This is a genomic window from Glaciimonas sp. OK215 (assembly GCF_057787885.1).
On sequence record NZ_CM173544.1, the window covers coordinates 5,411,635 to 5,436,137 of the forward strand.

A 24,503-nucleotide genomic window follows, 5' to 3' on the forward strand; every position below is an offset into this window, starting at 1 on the left:
ACAAATGCATAGCGCGAAACCCTTGATTATATGGGATTTCCTGAACGGCAACCGGATAACGGAAACAAACGAGAATAGAGACGCAGGGACTGGAAGCGCTTTTAATCTTGGCAATGTAGCAAAAAAGCTACGATCTCAAGCACTACAGGCAATCAAGGTCAATGATGATGGGGATCAGTACCAACGCCGCCAGGGGCCGACTCTGTTGCCGGAGACAACAAGTCGGTCACACCATACAGGTCGATCAGGCTTTCCAGATTGGAAGGCAAACTGGAGAAATGCAGCGACAGCCCTTGATTGAGCGCCGCGCACTGCCATGCCAGCAAGGTGGCTACCGCAGCAGAATCGACCGCCACCACGTCACCCAGATCAATCTCGGTCTCACCGCCGGCAATCGCCCGCAAACCCGCTTCCAGAGCGAGTTTGGCGTTGCTGACAGTGAGCGAATGAGAAGGCCTGAACATGGTGGTCGATCAATAATGTTTAACTACTAAGCAAAGCCTGAATGATGCTATTACGACACTTATTTTACCGACTGCCTAGCCTGCAGTTTTAGCGGCACGGCTCTTGTTCTTGGCAGCCAATACCTTGATCAGGCCATCAATGCCTGAACGGCCGATTTCTGAAGCAAACGTACCCTTGTATGACTCAACGAGCCAGGCACCCAATACGTTGACATCATAAATCTTCCAACCGTTTGCGATCTTCTCCATGCGGTAGTTGAGCTGAATCGGCTCGCCGCGCGGCTGAATCACTTGCGAGCGCACTTCTACTTCGGTATCGGATGGGCTGCCACGCAGAGGTTTGAAGTCAATTTTCTGATCACGTACCTGCGACAATGCACCCGAATAGGTATACACCAACAAGCTACGGAATTCGTCAGTCAGTTGCTTTTTCTGCTCTGGAGTGGCATCGCGCCAATAACGACCGGCAGCCAGCGCAGTCATCCGCTCAAAATCGATGTAAGGAAGTATTTTTTCTTCGACCAGCGACAGAATCCGTTGCTGATTGCCGCCCTGGATGCTCTTGTCGGCTTTGGCATTGTCGAGTACCTCCTGGCTGATGCGCTTGACCAATGCGTCTGGCGCTTCCTGCGCCATCGCGGCACCGGCAAACAACAAGGTGCCGAAAGTTACCGCAACTGCGAGATATTTTTTAAGAATATTCATATTTTAATAACCCTACTCAAAGTATTAATGGTGTGTGGAAGTTGGACCGAACCCGAATTTGCAACACCCGTTATGACGCCAGATTTCACAACTGGTTCCAGCCCGGGGACTGTCCACTATGTAACGAAAGGTTATTTATCGTCTTTAGCGGGACCATCGATCTGACTTTGACGGCGCTGGGTGTAGGCATCCCGCACGAACTCATACTTGTCCAGCGCAGCATCTTCGAGCAGATTCGATGCATCCAGCAAGTTAGCACGCTTGTCGATCAGGCGCACCACTGAGCCGGTATTGCGCCAGCGCACTGGGTACTTGTAGGACCAGATATCGCCGTAGAAGTCCACCGGCATTGCCGCCGTATCACGCACATTTGACGGGCCAAACAGCGGCAACACGACATAAGGACCGGCTCCGACGCCCCATTTCCCCAGCGTTTGACCAAAATCCTTGTTCTTTTTTTGCAATCCCATTTCCGAGCCGAAATCGATCAGGCCACCTAGACCAAAGGTGGTATTCACGGCTACCCGCATGACGGCGGTTGTACCATCCACGCCACTGCCTTGCAAATAGCCGTTGGCCGCGCTCCAGACATCGCCAAGATTGCCGAAAAAATTATGGACACCGGTTTGCACGAATGATGGCAACCAGTTTCTATAGGCAGTCGCCACCGGCTTCAACGCAATTTGATCGAACTTGTCGTTAAATGTGAACATCGCACGGTTAAATCCTTCCAGCGGATCCTGCGGATTGCTGGCGCCACCGGTAGTCGCGCAACCGCTCAGGGCCGTGACCAAAGCTAATGCTGCCATTGCGACGCTAGCGCGCTTTGTGGTTATCATTGTGAACTATCCTTTCCGTCCGCCGCCTTGCTGTACAGAAGCTGACTGATCAGATTCTCCAGCACGATGGCCGATTGCGTCATTTTAATGCTGTCCCCAGCGACCAGATGCTTGTCGTCGCCGCCGGCCTCTATGCCGATATATTGTTCACCCAGCAAACCCGCCGTCAGAATCTTGGCCGAGCTGTCTTTAGGAAACTTGTAGCGCTGATCCATATTCAAGGTAACCACGGCCTGAAAATTCTTGTCGTCGAAATTGATCGCCCCGACCCGGCCGACCACAACGCCGGCACTTCTGACTGCCGCCCGCGGCTTCAAGCCGCCAATGTTATCAAACTTGGTAATCACAGGATAACTGGCCTGATATGATGTGGCCCCCAGATTGCCGGCCTTGAGCGCCAGAAACACCAGCGCCAGCGCGCCCAGCAGCACAAACAGGCCAACCCACACGTCTACAGATTTTTGTTGCATATTCATCACCTTAAAAATGCCAAGCGAAGCATTTATTCAGCCTCGACATACTGCCATAGGTACCGATAAAAAGCGTCACACCACACCGAAAATTGCCGAATAAGCAAATAGGCAGAAGCAACGCCCTGTGTCGGAAAATTTATTTAAACATTAATGCTGTCAACAAGAAGTCTAGCGCCAGCACGGCCAGCGACGAAATCACGACCGTTCTTGTAGTCGCACGTGCCACGCCTTCCGGGGTCGGCTTGGCTTCGTAACCTTGATACAGCGCCACAAAGGTTACCGCGACACCGAACACGAAGCTTTTCAGGACCCCGTTGGCAATATCCTGCCAAACGTCGACGCCAGCCTGCATTTGCGACCAGAACGCGCCTTCGTCGACGCCGATTAATTGCACCCCAACCACATATCCGCCCATGATGCCCAGCGCGCTAAATACGGCCGCCAACATCGGCATGGCAATAATCCCGGCCCAGAAGCGCGGTGCAATCACGCGCTGCAGCGGATCGACCGCCATCATTTCCATGGCCGACAATTGCTCGCCGGCCTTCATCAAACCGATCTCGGCGGTCAACGAAGTGCCGGCGCGACCCGCAAACAGCAAGGCCGTCACGACCGGCCCCAACTCGCGCACCAGCGACAAGGCCACCAGCAAACCCAGCGCCTGCTCCGAACCGTATTTATTCAGCGTGTAATAGCCCTGCAAACCCAGCACGAAACCGACAAACAGGCCTGACACGCCAATAATGATCATCGAATAATTACCGATGAAGTGGACTTGATCGGTAATCAAACGGGGGCGCTTTATCAAGCCGCCCGAAACACCCAAAATGGCAAAAAATGCCCGCGTCGCCCGGCCCGTGCCGGCAATGGTTTCACGTACGCTGGCGCCAAGCGCGCCCAATAACTTCGCAATCATCGGCGCGCCTCCAGGCCGAGATCGGCAGCCAGCGACTTGCCCGGATAATGGAAAGGCACCGGGCCGTCGGCTTCTGCATGCACGAATTGCTTCACGTAGGGATCGGTTGACGCCCGCATCTCCGCCGGCGTACCTTGCGCGACAATCTTTCCCTGCGACAGGAAATAAATATGATCCGCAATCGCAAACGACTCATCCACATCGTGCGACACCACGATGGAAGTCGAACCCAGCGCATCATTCAACTTGCGAATCAAATTCGCGGTCACGCCCATTGAAATAGGATCCAGCCCAGCGAACGGCTCGTCATACATAATCAGCAACGGGTCCAGAGCCACCGCGCGCGCCAGAGCGACGCGTCGCGCCATACCCCCGGAAATTTCGGATGGCTTGAGTTGCGCGGCATTGCGCAGACCAACAGCCTGCAATTTCATCAACACCAAGTTATTCAATAATTCGGGCGGCAAATCAGTGTGCTCACGCAATGGGAAAGCGACATTTTCAAATACCGTCAGATCGGTAAATAGCGCGCCATTCTGAAACAGCATGCCCATCTTGCGTCGCATCGCGTACAAATCTGGCGTCTTGAGCGTACCGACGACCTGGCCGTCAACGGCGACAGTACCGCCCTGCGGCTGCAATTGGCCGCCAATCAGGCGCAGAATCGTAGTTTTTCCCGAGCCGGAACCGCCCATGATCGCGATAACCTTTCCGCGTGGGAAGTCCATGCTAAGCGACGACAGAATCGCCCGCTTGCCATAGCCAAACTGCAAATCACGGATTTCGACAATATTACCCACTAAGCCCACCGGTTAGACCAAAGGCGACATTGTAGTGCAATTGCAACAGTTGTTCTTGGACCGGGGTCATAATCTGTTCCGTAGTTACAACAATGACTCGGCTGTTGCGCTAACTGGTGCAGGGAATGGCCCGGAAAGACATCAATAAGTGCCATGCACCTTACTGCTTTCTGCTGTGCGACGTCCAAATAAAAAGAGCAGCCTCGCATATCAAAACGCGAACCTGCTCTTTCCAGTAGCTTCTATTTTCGCAACCGCCTCAGCGATAAGGCTTACAAGCCTTGGCAGCGCGATACATTACCGCGGCAATACCGATGCGCCCATCAGGAACTCGTCGACTGCACGGGCGCATTGACGGCCTTCGCGGATCGCCCAAACCACCAGCGATTGACCGCGCCGCATATCGCCGGCGGCAAACACTTTATCAACAGAGGTTTTGTAACAACCGTCGCCATCGGTACTTGCCTTGGCGTTACCACGTGCATCTTTGTCAACGCCGAACGCTTCCAGCACTTGCGCCACCGGCGCCACAAAACCCATCGCCAGGAAGACCAGATCGGCCTTCATTTCGAACTCGGAATTCGGCACTTCCTGCATCTTGCCGTCTTTCCACTCGACCCGGGCGGCGACCAGCTTCTCAAGCTTGCCGTTTTTGCCTTCCAGACGCTTGGTTGCGACAGCCCAATCGCGCTCGCAACCTTCTTCATGCGACGAGGAAGTGCGCAATTTGGTTGGCCAGTACGGCCAGACCAGCGGCTTGTTTTCTTGTTCCGGCGGTTGCGGCATCAATTCAAACTGCGATACCGAGACTGCTCCCTGACGGTTCGAAGTACCCACGCAATCCGAGCCGGTATCACCGCCACCGATCACGATGACGTTTTTGCCACCGGCCAGGATTTGATCCTTGACCTTGTCGCCAGCGTTGATCTTGTTTTGTTGCGGCAGGAAATCCATGGCGAAATGCACGCCCTTCAATTCCCGGCCTGGCACCGGCAGGTCGCGTGGCAGCTCTGCACCGCCGGCCATGACGACCGCATCGAATTCCGCCTTCAACTCTTCTGGCGAAACGGTTTTCTTGGCCCAGTTATTCACATTCGCAGGGAAATCCTTGCCCACCAGCACGCCGGTACGGAAGACCACGCCCTCGGCTTCCATCTGCTCCACCCGACGGTCAATATGGCTTTTTTCCATTTTGAAATCAGGAATGCCGTAACGCAACAAGCCACCGACACGGTCGCTCTTTTCGAATACGGTGACGTCGTGGCCAATACGCGCCAGCTGTTGCGCTGCCGCCAGGCCGGCAGGGCCGGAGCCGACTACGGCGACCTTCTTGCCAGTCTTCACCAATGCCGGCTGCGGCACCACCCAACCGTTTTCCCAACCCTTGTCGATGATGAAATGCTCGATCGACTTGATGCCGACCGGATCGTCATTGATACCCAGCGTACACGCGCTCTCGCATGGCGCCGGGCAAATACGGCCGGTGAACTCAGGGAAGTTATTGGTCGAGTGCAGTGTGTCCAGCGCTTCCTGATACGCGCCGCGATATACCAGATCGTTCCAGTCAGGAATGATGTTGTTCACCGGACAGCCGTTATTGCAAAAAGGAATACCGCAATCCATGCAGCGTGCGCCCTGAACCTTGGCTTCTTTGTCGCCCAACTGCAGGATGAATTCTTTGTAATGCTTCTTGCGTGCCTGTGGTGCTTCATACGTTTCATGCAAGCGATCAAACTCCATAAAACCCGTTACTTTTCCCATTTTCCACTCACATTCTTGGCTACCCGATGCTCCGGTTACACGTCATCCTGATTCCTGAGACGTGATACCTGGCGCATCGCGTAGTACATCGATATCGTTAGGCTGGCTGATTCCTGACAACTTGAAAATCAGGCGACCGCTTTTTCCTTGACTGGCGCCGCGACCTGCGCGGCATTGAGCTCACCAAGTGCGCGCTTGTATTCGGTCGGGAATACCTTGACGAACTTGCTGCGTGAAGCGACCCAGTTATCCAGCAAGTAACGCGCACGGGTGCTGCCGGTGTACTTGAAATGGCGTTCGATCAAGCCCTTCAAAATCGCCTCGTCAGTTTGTACTTCGCCGGTGCGGGTTGTCGTATGCCAGATCGCACGGTCTATCGTCGCTTCCTGCTCACCCTGGCTCAGGACTGGTTCCAGCGTGACCATGGACATGTTGCACTGTGCCGCGAACTGCGCATCCGGATCGTAGACATATGCCAGACCACCCGACATACCGGCGGCAAAGTTACGGCCGGTTTCGCCCAGCACCACCACCGTACCGCCGGTCATGTATTCGCAACCATGATCGCCAGTGCCTTCGATCACCGCAATGGCGCCCGAGTTACGTACCGCAAAGCGCTCGCCGGCAACGCCGTTGAGGAAAGCTTCGCCGGCAATCGCGCCGTACAACACCGTGTTACCGGCGATGATATTGTCGACTGCACGCCCGCGGAACTCGGTGTTGGGACGGACGATGATGCGACCGCCGGACAAACCTTTACCGACATAATCGTTACCTTCGCCCACCAGATCCAGCGTAATGCCATGTGCCAGGAACGCACCGGCCGACTGACCCGCAGTGCCTTGCAACTGGATGTGGATAGTGTCGTCCGGCAGGCCTTCGTGGCCGTATTTCTTGGCCACTTCACCGGACAGCATCGCACCAACAGTACGGTTCAGGTTCTTGATCGGCGAAATGAATGACACCCGCTCACCCTTGTCGAGGGCAGCCTTGGCTTGTGCGATCAACTTGTGATCCAGCGCCTTGTGCAAGCCATGATCCTGCTCGGTGGTGTGGTAATACACTTCGCCTGCAGCCAATGCGGGCTGATAGAAAATCCGCGAGAAATCCAGGCCTTGCGCTTTCCAATGCGAAATCGCCTTGGCCTTGTCGAGGAAATCCGAGCGGCCGATCAGGTCGTCGAAGTTGCGGATACCCAGTTGCGCCATGATCTGGCGTACCTCTTCAGCGATAAAGAAGAAGAAGTTGACCACATGTTCCGGTTTGCCGGAGAACTTGGCGCGCAATGCAGGATCTTGCGTCGCCACGCCGACCGGGCAAGTGTTCAAGTGACACTTGCGCATCATGATGCAGCCTTCGACCACCAACGGCGCAGTCGCAAAACCGAACTCGTCGGCACCCAGCAACGCACCGATCACAACGTCGCGGCCAGTCTTCATCTGGCCATCGGCCTGGACCCGGATACGGCTGCGCAGACCGTTCAGCACCAGCGTCTGCTGGGTTTCTGCAAGGCCCAGTTCCCAAGGCGAACCGGCATGCTTGACTGACGACAATGGCGATGCGCCGGTACCGCCATCGTGGCCGGCGATCACAACATGGTCCGACTTCGCTTTGGCGACGCCGGCGGCAACCGTGCCGACACCGACTTCGGAAACCAGCTTGACCGAAATCGACGCTTGCGGATTGACGTTTTTCAGATCGTGAATCAGCTGCGCCAGGTCTTCGATCGAATAAATATCGTGGTGCGGCGGTGGCGAAATCAAGCCCACGCCCGGTACCGAGAAACGCAATTTGGCGATGTACTCGGACACTTTATGGCCCGGCAATTGACCGCCTTCGCCCGGCTTCGCGCCTTGCGCCATCTTGATCTGAATCTGATCGGCAGAAATCAGGTATTCAGCGGTGACGCCGAAACGACCCGATGCGACTTGCTTGATTTTAGAGCGCAGCGAATCACCGGCGAGTAGCGGCGTATCGACTTCAACATGCTCCTTGCCGATCACCGATGCCAGGGTCTCGCCCTTCTTGATCGGAATGCCTTTCAGTTCCTGGCGATAACGATTCACGTCTTCGCCGCCTTCACCGGTATTCGACTTGCCGCCGATACGATTCATGGCAACCGCCAACGTGGCATGCGCCTCTGTCGAGATCGACCCGAGCGACATCGCACCCGTCGCGAAACGCTTGACGATTTCCTTGGCGGGCTCGACTTCGTCCAGCGGAATGGCTTTGCTTGGATCGAGCTTGAATTCGAACAGGCCGCGCAAGGTCATGTGGCGCTTGGATTGATCATTGACGAGCTGGGCGTATTCCTTGTAGCTGTTGAAGTTGTTGGCGCGGGTCGAGTGCTGCAGCTTGGCAATCGCATCCGGCGTCCACATGTGCTCTTCGCCGCGAATGCGGTAGGCGTACTCGCCACCGGCATCGAGTGCGTTAGCCAGCACAGGATCATTGCTGAATGCGGCACGATGCAGGCGCAGCGCTTCTTCAGCGACTTCAAATACGCCGATCCCTTCGACGTTCGACGAGGTGCCTTTGAAGTACTTGTCGGTCATGCTCTTGTTGAGGCCGATGGCTTCAAAAATCTGTGCGCCGCAATACGACATGTAAGTCGAAATCCCCATCTTCGACATGACCTTCATCAAGCCTTTGCCGATCGCCTTCTGGAAGTTGTAAATCGCTTTTTCAGGCGACAATGCGCCAGGCAAACCGTGCGCCATTTCGCTCAGCGTATCCATCGCCAGGTACGGATGAATGGCTTCCGCGCCGTAACCGGCCAACAGCGCAAAGTGATGCGTCTCGCGCGCCGAACCGGTTTCTACCACCAGCCCGGTCGAGGTACGCAGACCCTTGGTCACCAGATGCTGGTGAATCGCCGAGGTTGCCAGCAAGGCAGGAATCGCGACTTGCTCGGCATCGACTTTGCGATCCGAGATGATCAGGATGTTGTGACCCGACTTGACCGCATCGACAGCCTTCGCGCACAGCGATGCCAGACGCGCCTCGATACCTTCTTTGCCCCAGGCGACCGGATAGCAAATATTCAGTTCATGCGACTTGAACTTGCCGCCGGTATGCGCGCTGATGTTGCGCAGCTTGGCGATATCGGAATAGTCCAGAATCGGCTGCGAGACTTCCAGACGCATCGGCGGATTGATGTTGTTCGTGTCAAGCACGTTCGGCTTTGGTCCGATGAAAGACACCAGCGACATCACCATCGCTTCGCGGATCGGATCGATAGGCGGGTTGGTAACTTGTGCGAACAGTTGCTTGAAATAGTTGTACAGCGTCTTGTTCTTGCTGGACATGACCGCCAGTGGCGAATCGTTGCCCATCGAACCAATCGCCTCTTCCGCATTGGCGGCCATCGGCGACATCAGGAACTTCAGATCTTCCTGCGTGTAACCGAACAATTGCTGGCGATCCAGCAGCGGGATGGTCGAACCGGATGCGGGCGGCTCTTCTTTCAGTGCATCCAGCTTGACGCGCACCGACTCGATCCATTGCTTGTATGGCTTGGCATTGGCATACGTATCTTTGAGTTCCTTGTCGTCGATGATGCGACCGGCATCGAGGTCGATCAGGAACATCTTGCCTGGTTGCAAGCGCCATTTCTGAATGATCTTCGATTCCGGAATCGGCAACACGCCAGACTCGGAAGCCATCACGACCAGATCATCGTCGGTGACGATGTAACGCGCCGGACGCAAACCATTGCGGTCCAGGGTGCCGCCGATATGACGACCGTCGGTAAACGCCATTGCGGCCGGACCGTCCCACGGTTCCATCATCGCGGCGTGATATTCATAGAACGCGCGACGGTTGTCATCCATGGTGGTGTGGTTTTCCCACGCCTCAGGAATCATCATCATCATCGCCTGGGCGATCGGATAACCTGCCATCAACAACAGCTCAAGCGCGTTATCGAAGCTGGCCGTATCGGATTGACCTTCGTAGATCAGCGGGAACAGTTTTTGCAGATCGTCGCCCAGCACTGCCGACTTCATCACGCCTTCGCGCGCGCGCATCCAGTTGAAGTTACCTTTGACGGTGTTGATCTCGCCGTTATGCGCAATCAGGCGATACGGGTGGGCCAGCGGCCATTCCGGGAATGTATTGGTGGAGAAACGCTGATGCACCAGGGCCAGCGCCGAAATACAGCGCGGGTCTTGCAAGTCCTTGTAATACACGCCAACCTGGTCAGCCAGCAACAAGCCCTTATAGACAACCGTGCGCGCCGACATCGACGGCACAAAAAATTCTTTACCGTGCAACAGATTCAGCGCCTGAATCGCGTGACCGGAAGATTTGCGGATCACGTACAGTTTGCGCTCAAGCGCATCGGTGACCATGATATCCGGGCCACGGCCGATGAAAATCTGACGGATCACCGGTTCTTTGTCGCGCACAGTCGGCGACATCGGCATCTCGATATCCACCGGCACATTACGCCAGCCCAACACAACCTGGCCTTCGATCAATACCGCGCGCTCGATTTCCTGTTCGCAAGCGATACGCGAGGCGTTTTCCTTAGGCAGGAACACCATACCCACGCCGTATTCGCCCGGTGGCGGCAGCGTCACGCCTTGCTTGGCCATTTCTTCGCGATAGTATTGGTCAGGCACCTGGATCAAAATACCGGCGCCGTCACCCATCAGCTCATCCGCGCCAACCGCACCCCGGTGGTCCAGATTCTTCAGAATGAGCAAGCCCTGCTCAACGATGGAGTGGCTCTTGTTGCCCTTGATATGAGCAATGAAACCGACACCACAGGCATCATGTTCATTTTTTGGGTCGTATAAACCTTGTGCGTGCATAACGTACTCCACCACTCTGACTGTAAGGGTATCAAGAATAGTGCAGAGCAGAACAGACTTCAACTAGAATAATTAGGGTCAGAGTCAAATTGGAATACTGGAATACTCCTTCATATTTAAATAGGGACAGAGTAAATGCGAAGAAAACTACCAATTCGTTATCTGTGCAGTGCCTGCGCACGAGCTTATGCTTCGGGTACGTTCACCACCGCTTTGAATGGTCGCCCGCGCTTGGCCGGACGAACACGCTGATTGCCTTGCTGCTCCAGCCTGAACTTAAATGCTTCCGAGCCAAGTACCCAACCCTTGCCAACCGCTTCGACAAGCGATGCCTCCCGCTCTGGAGTGAGCGCCTGCTCCGACAATTCCTTATACGTAGCCTCGCGATCGAAAGGCGTATTGCCCAATGCCCAATACAAACGATGATCGGTAATCAGCGAATCCGGCTTGATGCCGACATGATGCAAATAGCTGGACCATGGATATTCACCGGGGGTCACGACAACACCTTCATGCACCGGATTAGACTCAATCGCCAGGCTGCATTTGATCAAATACTGCTCGGGGTCGATCACGGCTGCCTTGTAACGTCCCTGCCAAAGCGTGCCGGCTCGGTCATATTTTTGATTAAAGTACGGCACATAGTAGCGCCCCACCCATTGCATCATGCGCGCCAATCCCTGCGCATCGGCCGGTGTCGCCAATAAATGAATCTGATTACCCATCAGAACGTAAGCATGAATCGCCACCTTGAACTGCCGGGCGGCATCACGCAGCCAGTTATAGAACGCCAGAAAGTCACTGGCATCACGAAAAATCGTTTGCTGATCAATACCGCGCTGGATCAGATAATGCGGCTGATGGGGGATGACGAGTCGTGCGAGGCGGGCCATAAGCTTATTTAGTTGGGTTCGGAGGCTTTATTTTAGCCAATAAATTGACTCCGACCCTAATTAAAGCTGCCACCCTCTGATCTGACGGTCAGCGTGAACTCCGCCTGACGTAATAGTCTCCGAGAGGGAATCTGAAAGGTCCCGCTTTCTTTGTTATTAAAAATATCCGGGCGTTCGGCCCGGCTGCAAACACACCTTTATGCCTTCAGCTTAATGTAAAGCGCCTCAACCTTCTCCCGCGCCCAAGGCGTTTTTCTCAGGAATGTCAGACTCGACTTGATGCTGGGGTCGCTCTGGAAACAGCGAATATCGATCAGTTGCCCCAGTTGCTCCCAGCCGTAGTGATCGACCAGTGCGATCAGGATGTTTTCCAGGGTGATGCCGTGCAGCGGGTTTTGCGGTTTTTCTTGACGCATGGTTGCCTGTGTATGGACTGTCTGAATGGTGTGCAGCGGGTTGAGCTATCGTCTATGACGGCCTTGCTGCGGATTGCCGCGCTATTTTACGGCAGATCAAACGCTCACTTTGCTTGGCACGTCTGCCGAGAATACCTCTGTCTGCAATATCCGGCGCAAGGCCTCGAAAGCGGGTGAATTATAGTCGTGTCGACGTATCAACAAGGTCGGCACTTGCCCGGCATCGCCCAGCGAATAAGTGGCCAGACTAGCGGCGCTACTGTGCAGCTCCAGCACCGAACGCGGGGCCACCGCAATGCCTGCACCGGCGGCAACACAGGCCAGCATCGCATGATAGGAGCCGAGTTCCAGCACCCGTTCCGGCCTGCATCCGGTGGCGCCGGCGAACCAGTTTTCTGCGAAGCGTCGATAAGCGCAACCATTTTCGAAAGCGATTAGGGTCTTTACCTGAACATCGTCGGGATGCCGAATCGGTGGATGGCTACGCGATGTCACTATGACCAATTCTTCGATGTACAGCGGCACGGCCTCAAACGTCGGATCGTCCATGGGCCCGGCAATCAACGCTGCATCCAATGCGTAAGTGCGCACCTGATCAATCAGGGCTTGCGTCGAACCGGTCGTCAGCTCCAGCTGCACTTCCGGCCATTGCTGGTGGAATTGTGCCAGCGGCAACGGCAGTCGGCTGGCAGCCGTGCTTTCCATCGAACCTATCCGCAAGCGCCCGCGTGGCGCTGTGGGTTGCATTGCATCGCGCGCTTCACCGGCCAGATTCAAAAGCCGCTCTGCGTAACCTAGCAGCGTCTCGCCCGCCGGCGTCAACGCCAGCCGCTTGTGGTCGCGCAAAAACAGCGTCACTCCGAGCGACGCTTCCAGTTGACGTATCCGCGTAGTCACATTCGATTGCACCCGATGCAACTGCTCGGCAGCGCGTGTGATGCTGCCTTCCCGAACCACCGTGCGAAAAATTTCCAGTGATGACAGATCCATATATGCATCTTAATTTATGATGATTGAGTCGCTAATTATTCATTTTTAAGAATGCCTTTGTCAATGTAAGATGATCCTCTTGATCCAAGCAGCATCACTTTTCCGGAGAATTGCCATGCCTTATGTGAATATCAAGATCACCCGCGAGGGTGCCAGCGCCGAACAAAAAGCCGCCCTGATCAGCGGCGTCACGCAGTTATTGGTCGATGTGCTGGGCAAGAATCCGCAAACCACGGTAGTCGTCATCGACGAGGTCGACACCGACAACTGGGGCATCGGAGGAGAAAGCGTGACGGTGCGGCGGCGGGACGGCAAGTAATGCCAGCCGCCACCATGCAACGCGAGGCCTGGCGCGTCGCCATCTGCGGCGCGCTGGCCCTGGCAGTCGCCATGGGCATCGGGCGCTTCGCCTTTACCCCGTTGTTGCCGATGATGCTGCATGACGGCGTGGTCGACCTGAATGCCGGCGGCTGGCTGGCCACGGCGAATTATCTCGGCTACTTTATTGGCGCCCTGCTCTGCATGGTGCTGCGTGGCAGCCCGGAGCGCTTCATCAGGATCGGCCTGGTCGCCACGATACTGCTGACGCTCGGCATGGGACTGTCGCATGCGCCGGCGCTGTGGCTGCTGATCCTGTTGCGCACGCTGGCCGGCATCGCCAGCGCTCTGGTATTCGTGTTTGCCTCGGGCTGGTGTTTGCAGCGCCTGGCGCAACTCCGTGCCCCCGCTCTGGGCGGCATCATTTACTGCGGTCCCGGGTTTGGCATTGTGCTGACGGGCCTGCCTACCGGCACGATGGTCGCGCACGCCTGGTCTGCGGCGCAGGGCTGGCTCCTGTTTGGCTTGCTGGCGCTGCTGCTCAGCGCGACTGTGTGGCGTACCATCTCAGGATCATCGAGTACGCCGGGTCCGCTTGTCGGCAGCGCGCATCAGCTGGAAGCTGCGCAAGTAACGCGCCAGACCAGGGGGTTGGTGTTCGGCTACGGGCTGGCCGGATTTGGTTACATCATCACGGCAACCTTCCTGCCGGTGATCGCGCGCCAGGCGCTGCCCGGCTCGCACTGGCCGGATTTGTTCTGGCCGCTGTTCGGCATCTGCATCGCATTAGGGGCGTTGCTGGCAACCAGAATCCCGACACGTTACGACAACCGTCTGTTGCTCGCCATTTGTTACCTGCTGCAAGCCGGCGGCGTATTGAGCAGCATAGCGTTGCCGAATGTGCTGGGATTTGCGCTGGGCAGTATCTTGCTCGGCATGCCATTCACTGCGATCACGCTGTTCGCGATGCGCGACGCGCGGCGCTTGCGCGGCGATCATGCACGCAGTCTGATGGGCTTGTTGACGGCGGCCTATGGCATAGGCCAGATTGTCGGACCGGCGCTAGCGACCCGACTGGTGCATCGCACCGGCTCGTTTACGGCATCGCTGAGCGTCGCTGCCGTCACGCTGTTGGCCGGAGCATGCTTGTTTGGCGCCATGTACTGGCAAGGGCGAAGAACACAACGGCAAGTCCTGGCATAGAAAAATCCCGGCGAGAAAATCCGGCCGGGATTTTTTTACCTCTGGATCGGCCGGCGGACGATCACGGCCGGCGTATTCCCCGCGCTATTTTTAACGTTCCTCTGCAATCGGTGCAAACCTCGGCACCATCTTGCCGTCGCATGCCACCTGCTCAAAAAATACGCTGCCGGGCCGGGTCCATATCGTGCCGTTGGCGGCGCGATAAACGATCATCGTCACCGCAGGATCCGACTCCAGCGTCGCCTCGCAAATAACATCGTAAATGCCGCCTTTAAAGTGCCGATACCGCATCTGCTGCCCTTCTCGACTATTGTTTGCGCGGGCTAGCGGAATGCCGGCTCGCTAAAGCTGCGCAGCTTGCGGCTGTGCAATTGCTCGACACCCTGATTGCGCAATAATTCCAGCGCCCTGATGCCGATCTTCAGATGCTGATTGACGCGCTGTTCATAAAACCGGTTCGCCATGCCCGGCAATTTTATTTCGCCATGCAAGGGTTTATCCGACACGCATAGCAAGGTCCCATACGGTACGCGGAAGCGGAAGCCGTTGGCGGCGACGGTGGCGCTTTCCATATCCAGCGCGATGGTGCGGCTCTGGTTGAAGCGCAACAGAGGCACCCTGTGATCGCGCAGTTCCCAGTTGCGGTCGTCGACCGAGGCCACGGTGCCGGTGCGCATGATGCGCTTCAGTTCATAGCCTTCCAGCTGAGTGATATGCGCCACCGCATCCTGCAAGGCCAGCTGGACTTCGGCCAGCGCCGGAATCGGCACCCACAAGGGCAAGTCATCGTCGAGTACATGATCGTCACGCACATACGCATGCGCCAGTACGTAATCGCCCATCCGCTGCGAGGCGGACAGCCCGGCACAATGCCCCAGCATGATCCAGCCATGCGGCCGCAATACGGCGACGTGATCGGTAATGGTTTTGGCGTTGGACGGACCGACGCCGATATTGATCAGCGTGATGCCGGTGCCATCGGTGCGTTGCAGATGATAGGCCGGCATTTGCGGCTGCCGTGCAGGTGCGATGCCGGTAATCGCGCGATCCACCGGCAAGTCATCCAGATTGGCATTCCAGGTAGTCAGATCGCCCGGCTCGACAAACGCGGTGTACTGCTGGCGATAATCGCGCTGCTCCGGATCGCTGGTCTCCTGCATCAACTCGCGTCCCATGCGAATGAATTCATCCACATAGAACGCATAGTTGGTAAACAACACGTAACGTTGAAAACGATCCGGCGAGGTTGCGGTGTAATGCTTCAGCCGATGCAGCGAGTAATCGATGCGCGGCGCCGTGAACAAGGCCAGCGGATGCGGCTCGCCCGCTGGTTCTTCGTGGGTGCCGTTGGCGATACGGTCATCCATCGTCGTCAGATCCGGCAAGTCGAATATATCCGGCAGATGGCGCAGATGTTCAGGGTCGAGATTGCCCTCGACATGGATCCCTTCGGAAAAGGCAAAATGCACCGGGATCGGCAACTCGCTGACGCCAATCTCCAGCGGTACGTCGTGATTGTCGCGCAACAGCTTGAACTGACTGATCAGGTAGTTGGTATATAAGATCGGCCGGGTTAAGGTCGCCTGGTAGACGCCGGGACCGGCGACAAAACCGAATGACTGCCGGGTGTCCGCACGGGTATTGAATTCGGTCGTAATCCGCACGAACGGATAACAGGCGCGTACCCGCCCAGGTAAAATTTCACCGTTGGAAAAACGCTTGAAAGCATCGCGCAACAACGCGGTGTTATGTTCGTAAATGGCGCATACCCGCTCAACGGCGGTTTGCGGATCGGTGAATTTTTCGGTTTGGAACATTGTGTCTCCGTAGATACTTGGACAGGCCAAACGATAGGCAAACAAAATCCGGCACTGCGGCTTGAGCGAACGGTGCATGCGCGATCAGGCTGGTTTTATTCTACTGGGATTGTGAAGAATCTGACAGCGTCAGTGTCAGGAATACGAAGAAAATCGGCATTCGGTGAGAACATTCATTTGACTCACGCACACAAGGTCGGGCAATGCAGCAAATACGCCATCGCTGCGAGCGTGAATTATTCAAGTGGCGCACAGTAGTCATAATCGCCAAGGAAACCTATAGCCTATCCTGATTAGGCCATTCGACCTTGCTTTCAAGAGACCGCTTGCTGCGACAATAGCAGGAAAAAGGAGAGCAACATGCTAATCGACGCCGAAAAATCAACCCTGGTTTTAGTAGATTTTCAGTCGCGCCTGATGCCCGCGATTTATCGGGGCGATAGCGTGACCGCGCAGGCGGTGCGGCTAGGTCGCATCGCCAGGTTGCTCGGTGTCCCGGTGATCGGCACCGAACAAAGTCCGGCCAAGCTCGGCGGCAATGAAGAGGCAGTCAGGCAGTTGTGCGAAAAAACCGTCAGCAAGATCCATTTCAACGCCTGTGTTGACGGCTTGCTCGATGCGCTGCCGCAAGAACGCCGACAAATCGTCGTGGCCGGTTGCGAAGCGCATATCTGCATGTTGCAGACGGCACTCGGATTGCTTGCGCGGGATTACGTGGTGCTGGTAGTGGTCGACGCGGTCGGCTCACGCCGGGAGAGTGAGCGTGACACCGCGCTTGCTCGCCTGCAGCAGGCAGGCGCCCAACTGGTGACCGTGGAAATGGTGGCTTACGAATGGGTGCGCAACAGCGAGCACCCGGCTTTCCGTGAGATATTGGGTTTGATCAAGTGACGGTAGCGACGTGCCGCATGACTGAAGCGCGCAGCGCTCAGGAGCCGCCAAAAAACTCACGCATCAAGAAGGCCTGCAACGCCGGGCCATCCGTTTCTCTGGCAGACAGTGGGACCAGCCGCCCCAAGCGGTGCGAATCCCACTTGAAGTCGCCTGGATAGCGCTTGCGGATCAGTTCGATCATGCTCTTCACAATGGCGACTTCGACATCGCCGTCCGGGCCGGCATCCACCTCAATCAGCTGACGTCGATTTTCACGCGTAGTAGAACCCCAGCCGCGAAACACGTACTGCGCCACCCGCGGTCCCTTGCTGATGATCTGAAACACGCCACCTCCGCCCTCGCCCCGGCGCGTCAAAAACTGGATATTCGCCTTGGCGACATCATTGTCCGAGGATGCGCCGCTATCGGCTTGCTCCTCCGGATTTGCACGCCCCTCGGCTTCGGCTGCAGCGCGCCGCCGCTCGCGTGCAGCATTGAGCATGGTGCTCATATCCATCTCTGGCGGCGCCGGCTTGATTTCTTCGCGCGCCTCAGGCTGCTGCACCGGCGCCGGAGCAGGCATGCCTTGCGCAATGGCGGCAGGAGGCCGCACTGCGGGCTTGGACGGCTTCGGTGTTTTAGGCGGGTTGGCGCGCTTGGCCGGCGGTCGCGGCGCAGGCTTGGGCGGCGGCAGCGATAGCCCTGCGGACGGCGTTGCAATCGTATTTTTCAAGAAAGATACGACCAGCGGCGCCGGGTCCGGCCGCACCGGCACAACGACATCCTTTATCCGATACCACAGCAGCGTGAACAAGCCCACATGGAGCAAGACCGACAAGGCAATACCGATCGCTGTCCTGCGTCGTGCACGTGCCTTCAGCGAACTGTTTAAACGTATTGTCTTTTTACCCATTTTACCGATGTAGTCAGCGACCTTGACTGGTATTAGCCGACACAATTAAATCATTCCGAAAAACGGATTTTAAACAATCCGCAAAAATTCTTCACACTAAATAGCAGAAGGTATGGCAACTGAGCATTTTAGTAGTTCAATTCGGCAGAAAAAACGCCTAATAACGATGTAAAAACTGCACCACAACGCTTGATTTGCATGGTATCTAGTGTGAATCGCACACTTTTCCGATCGGCACCTAGAATAACCCATGTCGTGTGCGCCGGCGCCATATTCACTATAAGGCTAGCTATATTGACGGCGTCATCGGGCCGTGAAAACATCGCGACGGCCTGTAAATTCTTTCCATATAGCGCCAACAACATTGCCGCAAAACAACATACTGAGACCTTACGATGACACTTAATATTGGCAACACAGCATTCATGCTCCTCTGTTCGAGTCTGGTGATGCTGATGACCCCCGGGCTCGCATTCTTTTACGGCGGGTTGGTGGGGCGCAAGAATGTGCTGGCCATCATGATGCAGAGCTTTATCTCGCTGGGCTGGACCACGGTACTCTGGTTTGCGTTCGGCTATTCGATGAGCTTCGGCCCTAGCTGGCACGGCATCATCGGCGACCCGACTTACTATGCCTTTCTGCGCGGCATCACGCTGGAGACCATGTATACCGGCAACGATGCCGGTATTCCCCTCATCGTGCATGTGGCTTACCAGATGATGTTCGCCATCATCACGCCCGCACTGATCACCGGCGCATTTGCCAATCGCGTGACCTTTAAATCCTACTTCCTGTTTTTGACCGGCTGGCTGATCTTCGTGTACTTCCCGTTTGTCCACATGGTGTGGAGTCCTGACGGCTTGTTTGCCAAGTGGGGCGTGCTGGACTATGCGGGCGGCATCGTCGTCCACAACACCGCGGGTTTTGCCGCGCTGGCTTCGGTGCTGTACGTCGGTCGCCGCAAAAAAGTCGAACTCAAGCCGCACAATGTACCGCTGATCGCACTGGGCTCGGGTCTGCTCTGGTTCGGCTGGTACGGCTTCAATGCCGGCTCCGAGTTCCGGGTGGATGCGGTCACTGCTTCGGCCTTCCTGAACACTGACATCGCCGCTTCCTTTGGCGCGATTACCTGGCTGTTTATCGAATGGTTCTATCATAAGAAACCTAAATTTGTCGGCCTGCTGACAGGTGGCGTGGCAGGTCTTGCCACCATCACCCCGGCGGCCGGTTATGTGTCGCTCGGTTCGGCCGCGTTGATCGGCATTTTAGCTGGCTTGATTTGCTTCTACGCGGTTGCGCTTAAAAACCGCCTGGGCTGGGATGACGCACTCGATGTCTGGGGTGTGCACGGGGTCGGCGGCCTTACCGGCACCATCCTGTTGGGCGTGTTTGCGTCCAAGGCCTGGAACGCCGGCGGGGCCGACGGACTGTTGCTGGGGAATAGCTCCTTCTTCTTCACGCAATGTGCCGCCGTGATCATTTCCGGTATCTGGGCGTTTGCCTTCACCTACGGCATGCTGTGGCTGATCAATCTGTTTACGCCGGTGCGCGTCGATCCCGCGCTGGAAGATCGCATGGACGAAGAGCTGCATGGCGAAGATGCTTACGAATCCATGCTCGGTTAGCGTTCAAGCAGGTTGGATGAAAGCGCGGGGTTATAGCTGAAGATTAAACGTGTGCGGATTACTGCTGAACTGCCCGATCGGGAAGTTCAGCACACACCTCAGCCATCGATCAGCGCGGCATTCCACGCATGCACTTTCTGGTTCAGTTCACCCAAACCGGTAATCCCAAGCCGGATATGATCGCCAGCTTGCAGATACACCGGGTTGGGTTTTTGTCCCATGCCGACGCCCGCTGGTGTGCCGGTGCTGATGATGTCGCCGGGATACAGCGTCATGAAACCACTGATGTAGGAAATCAGATGGGCCACGCTAAAGATCATGTTGCGGGTGTGGCCGCTCTGGAAGCGCCGCCCGTTTACCTCAAGCCATAACTCCAGCTGTTGCGGATCAGGCACTTCGTCCGCAGTGACCAGCCATGGGCCGATCGGACCGAACGTATCGCAGCCCTTGCCCTTGTCCCACTGCCCGCCGCGCTCTAGCTGGAATGCGCGTTCAGACAGGTCATTGCACACACAGTAACCGGCAACATGCTGCAACGCTTCCGCTACGCCGACATATCTGGCCTTGCTGCCAATCACGACGCCCAGCTCGACCTCCCAATCGGCTTTTTGGGAATCACGCGGCAACACGATCGGATCATTGGCACCGGCCACGGCACTGGTGGCTTTCAGGAATAATATCGGTTCCTTCGGTACCGGCAAGCCTGCTTCCAGTGCATGATCGACATAGTTCAGCCCGACACAAATGAACTTGCCGATGCCATCGTATGGCGGCGCAATTCGCCCGGCTTCCGCCACCGCCGGCAATCCGGCCACATCGATGTTCTGCAGCCATGCCAACTTATCCGGTGACAGCCAGTCAGCGCTGATATCCGGCAGTAGCCCCGACAAGTCACGGATGCGGCCAGCGGCATCGACCAGTCCCGGCCTTTCCTTTCCTTTGGCGCCATAACGTAGCAATTTCATGTTTCATCACCTTTCCCGGCACAGTCATTCGTTGTTTTTAGCATGCCCTTATTTTATGAAATGCTGGGCATGCGCGTTAAATAATAGACGGCGTTCCGCAAGGCAGGAAATGGCCGCTGCCCGCTGCGCCGACGAAGGCCTGGTCTTTGCTGACCACCTTGCCGCGCGCCAGCGTCAGCACCGGCCAGCCTTGCACCGTGCTGCCTTCATACGGCGTGTAATCGACCTCATGGTGCAGCAGCGCATTCTCGATCACCACCTTGCGCGTGGTGTCCCACAGGACGATATCGGCATCGGCGCCGATCATGATCGACCCCTTGCGCGGATACAGTCCGTATATCTTGGCCGGATTGGTCGAGGTCAACGCGACGAACTGATGCACGTCGATGCGCCCCGCCATCACACCGCCCGAAAACAACAAGGGCAGACGGGTTTCCAGGCCGGGTATGCCGTTCGGAATGTATTGGAAGGGCTGTTCCTTGCCGCCCAGTTTTTTACCCTGCGCGTCGTCATAGCGGAACGGCGCATGATCGGATGAAAAGATGCTGAACGCGCCGTTGCTCAGACCGTCCCAGACCGCCTTCTGATTTTCAAAGTCGCGTGGCGGCGGGCTGCAGACGCACTTGGCGCCGTGATAGCCTTCGCCGCCGAGATCGTGTTCGGTCAGGAAAAGATATTGCGGACAGGTTTCCGCATAAATGCGCAGCCCGCGCCCATGCGCCCAGCGGATCTGCTCAATGGCTTCGCGGCCCGAAACATGCACGATCAAAATCGGCACATCGACCAGTTCTGAAAATGTGATGGCGCGATGCGTCGCTTCCCGCTCGACTGCCATCGGCCGCGAGTTGGCGTGATATTTCGGTGCGGTGTGACCGGCGTTGCTGAGCTGTTCGGTGAGCCAGCCGATGCAATCGGAACTCTCCGCGTGGATCATCACCAGCGCCTTATGTTCGCGCGCGACCGCCAGCACTTCCAGAATCTGGCGATCGTTCAGCTTCAGGTCGTCGTACGTCATGTAGATCTTGAACGAGGTATAGCCCTGCCGGATCAGGCTCGGCAGTTCCTCTTGCAGAACGTGCGGCGTCGGGTCGGCCACGATCAGATGGAAGGCATAATCGATGACGGCCTTATCCGCCGCACGGGCGTGGTAATCCTCGACCGCGGCAAGCAACGAACCGCCCTTGGCCTGCGCCGCGAACGGAATCACGGTGGTGGTGCCGCCGCAAGCGGCCGAACGGGTGCCGGTAAAGAAATCGTCGGCCATCCGCATTCCATCCGGCATCGGCTGATCCAGGTGGCAGTGGGCATCGACGCCACCCGGCAGTACCAGTAAACCGGTCGCATCAATTTCCTCAGCGCCAGCCGCAAGCTTATGCCCAAGTGCTTCGATCTTTCCGTCGCGAATTCCGATATCGCATTGAAATCGATCAGACGCCGTCGCCACGTCGGCATTCCGAATAACCAGGTCGAACGCTGTTGTCATGATGCGCCTTTCTTTATAGGACTTCTTGGAACAAACGGCCCCAGCCGGTCAGCCTGGTTGTATCGTAGCCGGCCATGCGCAGGGATTTCCAGACCACGGTCGAGATCGTGTCGTAGATCGGGATGCCGGTTTCGGCCTCGAGTTCCGGTACCAGATGCGCAGCCTTCAGGTTGGTACAGAAGGTCGAAATCGCTTTCGGGTCCTTGCTGGCCACCTCACGCACCATGCTGCGGATCTGATCTTCGGTGACTTCCGAAAAAGAGAAATTCACATGCAGATTCAGGTGACGCTCGGCCATGCAGTTGAAGCCGGAGCGGCCGTAATTCTCGATTATTTTTTCCATCACGTTGTCCAGATAGGGCGTGACCATCCCGAAATCCCTGGCATTGGTCTTTTCCAGAATTTCATTCAATGCCAACACCGAAGTGGTGGCCGGGATGCCGGTCGCTTCGGTAATGCGTTGACACAGGCGCTGGTCGGCCTCGAACCCGAGCCATCCCGACGACGTCCCGTTCCAGCCGATCACATCGACCTTGGCGTCCGCCAGCAGCTTGGCTGCCTCGATGATTTTGCTGTCGTCGAATTGGCCGAGCGCCTGATCGCGCAACGAAATTTCAGTCACGGTAAACCGCGAAAAATGGGCCGAGACGCCAGGCAGGCCGCTGATCATGGCACTGGTAATAGGCTCCAGCGAAGTATTGGAAGAAGGGGTCAACATGCCGAGAAGAGTGCGTTTAGTCATTTCAATTGCTCCAGAAAATAAGGATGGTGTTGCGCTTCTTTATGAAGATTTGCGCTGATTCAGATTGGAATTTTTTTCTCGTAATCGATGCTGGTCGAGCAGACGAACAATCCGGCACCGGCCGCCGCGAAGAACATCAATGCCAGAAAGTAAGAGCCGGTGATTTGCACGATCGCGCCGACAATGATCGGTACGCAAATGCCGCCGATGTTGCCGCCCAGATTCATCAGTCCGCCGAGAAAGCCGACTTTGTCGCGGGTACCGAGAATGGAAGGAATGCACCAGTACAGACCACACCAGCGAATGAAGAACAAGGTGCAGGACAGCAGCACGACGACCGCCGTGGGGCTCGTGGTATAGGCCACCGAGAAGATGGAAAGCGTCGCGATCACGGCGGCGATCCCAAACAAGGTGCGAAAGACTGTATTTGGCTTGCCGCCGGCAGCTTTCCATTTATCCGCAATGTAACCGCCGACCAACTCGCCGACAAAGCCGGAGAAGAAGATGATGAAGCTGGCGCCGCCCATTTGCTTGATATCGAAGCCGTGGACCTTGTTCAGGTAATTCGGCATCCAGGTCAGCAAACCGTAGAACACCGAGTTAAAGCACATCCAGCCGAAGAACATGAACAATACGGAACGGTGCTTGAAAAAATCCAGCGAACGGCCGCTCAGGTTAGCCGGCTCCTGCTTGAACTCGTGCGCCTGCGCTGCTTCGATATAGCTGGCTTCAGCGTCGTTGACACCCGCGTGATCACGCGGGTTGTTACGAATGTAATACCAGGCTAGCAAGCCGGCCATGACGGTGCCGACACCAGCCACCACGAAGGCCATGCGCCAGGTACCGAGTACAGTGATGAGCCAGGTGATCAGGATTGCACCGAGCGCAGCGCCCAGCGGCGCCCCGCCGTCCAGCAAGGTAGCGCCCCGGCCGCGCTCGTTTTGCGTCATCCAGATGGCGTTCAACTTGCCGCCGGCCGGATAGATCGGGGCCTCTGCCATCCCCAGGCCAAGCCGTGTCAGCAGCAATGCGGTCGAGCTGCTGCAGATCGCGGCGAGTGCCTGGAAGCCGCCCCAGAAAATGGTGGCGATCGCGATCACGATGCGTGGCTTAAAGCGGTCGGCCAGCATGCCGCCGGGAATTTGCATGACGGCATAAGTCCAAAAAAACGAACTCAGGATCAAACCCTGCATGGCAGGACCGAGATCGAACTCCTTCGCGATCAACGGCATGGCGACCGACAGCGATGCCCGGTCGACGTAATTGATCGTAATCAACAACAACATCATGAAGAAAATCTTCCAGCGTACGGTGGTTTTTCCTACGGCTTCTATCGCTACGGCATCTGTTGAGGTGCGCATTTTGTCTCCAGTTGTAGTGGTACTTCAGCTTGCCCATGCAGAGTATTCTCTCTGTAGCCGAAAGCATATAATACTTAATCTATAATTACAAGCATTGTAAATCATTGATTTTTAACGTTATTAAATTTA

General features: G+C 56.4%; 22 protein-coding genes. 4 read left to right on the top strand and 18 right to left on the bottom strand.

Features of this window, described 5'->3' with window-relative positions; translation table 11 throughout:
* Window positions 1-158: 158 nt before the first annotated feature.
* The 11 genes from AC3CHX_RS24965 to AC3CHX_RS25015 all read right to left on the bottom strand — a co-directional run bounded on the left by AC3CHX_RS24965 (window position 159) and on the right by AC3CHX_RS25015 (window position 13,074).
* The gene (locus AC3CHX_RS24965) at window positions 159-464 is read right to left on the bottom strand and encodes an STAS domain-containing protein (protein ID WP_488630656.1); all 306 of its coding nucleotides are present in this window, start codon (window positions 462-464) and stop codon (window positions 159-161) included.
* Between the two features lie 75 nt (window positions 465-539).
* Entirely contained in the window at window positions 540-1,169 is a 630-nt protein-coding gene (locus AC3CHX_RS24970) for an MlaC/ttg2D family ABC transporter substrate-binding protein (RefSeq protein WP_488630657.1), read from the bottom strand.
* Between the two features lie 131 nt (window positions 1,170-1,300).
* Window positions 1,301-2,008, bottom strand: a complete 708-nt coding sequence (locus AC3CHX_RS24975) for an MlaA family lipoprotein (RefSeq protein WP_488630658.1) — start codon at window positions 2,006-2,008, stop codon at window positions 1,301-1,303.
* Complete coding sequence (mlaD, locus tag AC3CHX_RS24980) at window positions 2,005-2,478, bottom strand: outer membrane lipid asymmetry maintenance protein MlaD (RefSeq protein WP_488630659.1); 474 nt, start codon at window positions 2,476-2,478, stop codon at window positions 2,005-2,007. Before mlaD ends, AC3CHX_RS24975 begins: the two co-directional genes overlap by 4 nt.
* Before the next feature lie 139 nt (window positions 2,479-2,617).
* A complete protein-coding gene (mlaE, locus tag AC3CHX_RS24985; RefSeq protein WP_488630660.1) occupies window positions 2,618-3,397 on the bottom strand; it encodes a lipid asymmetry maintenance ABC transporter permease subunit MlaE in 780 nt (259 codons plus the stop codon).
* Window positions 3,394-4,197 carry an ABC transporter ATP-binding protein gene (locus AC3CHX_RS24990; protein ID WP_488630661.1) on the bottom strand — a complete coding sequence of 268 codons (804 nt, stop codon included), beginning with the start codon at window positions 4,195-4,197 and terminating at the stop codon, window positions 3,394-3,396. The genes mlaE and AC3CHX_RS24990 overlap by 4 nt, the downstream gene beginning before the upstream one ends.
* Window positions 4,198-4,494: 297 nt before the next feature.
* The gene (locus AC3CHX_RS24995; protein WP_488630662.1) at window positions 4,495-5,958 is read right to left on the bottom strand and encodes a glutamate synthase subunit beta; all 1,464 of its coding nucleotides are present in this window, start codon (window positions 5,956-5,958) and stop codon (window positions 4,495-4,497) included.
* Window positions 5,959-6,086: 128 nt separating this feature from the next.
* Complete coding sequence (locus AC3CHX_RS25000) at window positions 6,087-10,775, bottom strand: glutamate synthase-related protein (RefSeq protein ID WP_488630663.1); 4,689 nt, start codon at window positions 10,773-10,775, stop codon at window positions 6,087-6,089.
* A 185-nt stretch (window positions 10,776-10,960) separates the two neighbouring features.
* On the bottom strand, window positions 10,961-11,668 hold the full coding sequence (locus AC3CHX_RS25005) for a transposase (protein ID WP_488630664.1): 708 nt from the start codon (window positions 11,666-11,668) through the stop codon (window positions 10,961-10,963).
* 197 nt (window positions 11,669-11,865) lie between these two features.
* Window positions 11,866-12,084: a VF530 family protein gene (locus AC3CHX_RS25010; protein ID WP_488630665.1), complete on the bottom strand. Its 219-nt coding sequence runs from the start codon at window positions 12,082-12,084 to the stop codon at window positions 11,866-11,868.
* Between the two features lie 96 nt (window positions 12,085-12,180).
* Window positions 12,181-13,074 (bottom strand): LysR substrate-binding domain-containing protein, encoded by an 894-nt coding sequence (locus AC3CHX_RS25015; RefSeq protein WP_488630666.1) that lies wholly within the window; start codon window positions 13,072-13,074, stop codon window positions 12,181-12,183.
* A gap of 115 nt (window positions 13,075-13,189) precedes the next feature.
* Here AC3CHX_RS25015 and AC3CHX_RS25020 point away from each other — a divergent pair, with 115 nt between their 5' ends.
* Window positions 13,190-13,393 carry a tautomerase family protein gene (locus tag AC3CHX_RS25020; RefSeq protein ID WP_488630667.1) on the top strand — a complete coding sequence of 68 codons (204 nt, stop codon included), beginning with the start codon at window positions 13,190-13,192 and terminating at the stop codon, window positions 13,391-13,393.
* The gene (locus tag AC3CHX_RS25025; RefSeq protein ID WP_488630668.1) at window positions 13,393-14,595 is read left to right on the top strand and encodes a YbfB/YjiJ family MFS transporter; all 1,203 of its coding nucleotides are present in this window, start codon (window positions 13,393-13,395) and stop codon (window positions 14,593-14,595) included. Before AC3CHX_RS25020 ends, AC3CHX_RS25025 begins: the two co-directional genes overlap by 1 nt.
* A gap of 90 nt (window positions 14,596-14,685) precedes the next feature.
* Here the strand turns inward: AC3CHX_RS25025 and AC3CHX_RS25030 are convergent, their stop codons facing one another.
* Window positions 14,686-14,886: a DUF1653 domain-containing protein gene (locus tag AC3CHX_RS25030; protein WP_488630669.1), complete on the bottom strand. Its 201-nt coding sequence runs from the start codon at window positions 14,884-14,886 to the stop codon at window positions 14,686-14,688.
* A 32-nt stretch (window positions 14,887-14,918) separates the two neighbouring features.
* A complete protein-coding gene (locus AC3CHX_RS25035; protein ID WP_488630670.1) occupies window positions 14,919-16,412 on the bottom strand; it encodes an AMP nucleosidase in 1,494 nt (497 codons plus the stop codon).
* A gap of 360 nt (window positions 16,413-16,772) precedes the next feature.
* Between AC3CHX_RS25035 and AC3CHX_RS25040 the strand changes: the two genes are divergently transcribed.
* Window positions 16,773-17,303 carry an isochorismatase family protein gene (locus tag AC3CHX_RS25040; RefSeq protein WP_488630671.1) on the top strand — a complete coding sequence of 177 codons (531 nt, stop codon included), beginning with the start codon at window positions 16,773-16,775 and terminating at the stop codon, window positions 17,301-17,303.
* Between the two features lie 37 nt (window positions 17,304-17,340).
* Here AC3CHX_RS25040 and AC3CHX_RS25045 read toward each other — a convergent pair whose 3' ends face one another.
* Complete coding sequence (locus tag AC3CHX_RS25045; protein WP_488630672.1) at window positions 17,341-18,198, bottom strand: hypothetical protein; 858 nt, start codon at window positions 18,196-18,198, stop codon at window positions 17,341-17,343.
* 395 nt (window positions 18,199-18,593) lie between these two features.
* On the opposite strand from AC3CHX_RS25045, the gene AC3CHX_RS25050 reads away from it, so the two are divergent.
* The gene (locus AC3CHX_RS25050; RefSeq protein ID WP_488630673.1) at window positions 18,594-19,823 is read left to right on the top strand and encodes an ammonium transporter; all 1,230 of its coding nucleotides are present in this window, start codon (window positions 18,594-18,596) and stop codon (window positions 19,821-19,823) included.
* Between the two features lie 98 nt (window positions 19,824-19,921).
* Here the strand turns inward: AC3CHX_RS25050 and AC3CHX_RS25055 are convergent, their stop codons facing one another.
* The 4 genes from AC3CHX_RS25055 to AC3CHX_RS25070 form a co-directional block, all read right to left on the bottom strand.
* A complete protein-coding gene (locus AC3CHX_RS25055; protein WP_488630674.1) occupies window positions 19,922-20,788 on the bottom strand; it encodes a fumarylacetoacetate hydrolase family protein in 867 nt (288 codons plus the stop codon).
* Between the two features lie 76 nt (window positions 20,789-20,864).
* The gene (gene hydA, locus AC3CHX_RS25060; protein WP_488630675.1) at window positions 20,865-22,271 is read right to left on the bottom strand and encodes a dihydropyrimidinase; all 1,407 of its coding nucleotides are present in this window, start codon (window positions 22,269-22,271) and stop codon (window positions 20,865-20,867) included.
* A gap of 13 nt (window positions 22,272-22,284) precedes the next feature.
* Window positions 22,285-23,013, bottom strand: a complete 729-nt coding sequence (locus AC3CHX_RS25065) for a maleate cis-trans isomerase family protein (RefSeq protein WP_488630676.1) — start codon at window positions 23,011-23,013, stop codon at window positions 22,285-22,287.
* A gap of 59 nt (window positions 23,014-23,072) precedes the next feature.
* Complete coding sequence (locus tag AC3CHX_RS25070) at window positions 23,073-24,374, bottom strand: MFS transporter (protein WP_488630677.1); 1,302 nt, start codon at window positions 24,372-24,374, stop codon at window positions 23,073-23,075.
* Window positions 24,375-24,503: the final 129 nt, after the last annotated feature.